The following is a 598-nucleotide window of genomic DNA, read 5'->3' as shown; positions in this document are numbered from 1 at the left end:
GGCTCTTCACGGTTCGTGGTGAATGTTCTGCCGTGGCGGATGTTCATGCCGCTGTTCTAACGGCACTGCGCAACAGGATACGCGTTTTGTAGTTCCGTGCGTTGGTGAATCCCCGACCTGTCCTTTTGATGTGTTTTATGGCGGTGTTGTTGGCTTCGACTTTCGCTGTTGTCGCGCCGGTGACAATGAGGACTTCAATCTCTTTCCACCAGCGGCAGACCGTGCGCCAGAGCCGGTTCGTTTCCGGTTGTGTGGCCTTCTCGACCAGGGATTGCAAACGGTCTTTCGCGGCAGCAGCGTCGGCGAGGGACCCGGTCGCGAGGAGGGTTCGGAGCTGTTCTTTGACCAACCATGCGGCCTGCAGTTTCCCGGTGGCGTCGTCGGTCGCGAAAACGGTGCTGAGCCTGTCTCGTGCCCGGTCCGAGAGTGTGTCGCCGGCTCGCAGCAGCAGACGCCGGTTGGCCCAGACCGGGTCGATGGAGCGTCCTCTGCGGCCGTGGACTTGCTGGGTGAGGCGTTGCCGGACTTCGGTGAGCATGTCGTTGCCGAGCTTGACCAGGTGAAACGCATCAACTGACACGGCGGTGCGTGGCAGCCA

1 protein-coding gene is annotated in these 598 nt (G+C 61.4%); it reads right to left on the bottom strand.

Annotation, left to right across the window (positions count from 1 at the left end; translation table 11 throughout):
- Nucleotides 1-43 precede the first annotated feature (43 nt).
- On the bottom strand, nucleotides 44-598 hold a 555-nt coding region (locus ACSVIE_RS21090), incomplete at its 5' end, for an ISL3 family transposase (protein ID WP_442425158.1).

It is taken from the genome of Paenarthrobacter sp. NCHU4564 (genome assembly GCF_052156435.1).
GTDB lineage: Bacteria > Actinomycetota > Actinomycetes > Actinomycetales > Micrococcaceae > Arthrobacter.
This window is presented reverse-complemented; position numbering and strand designations above follow the sequence as displayed.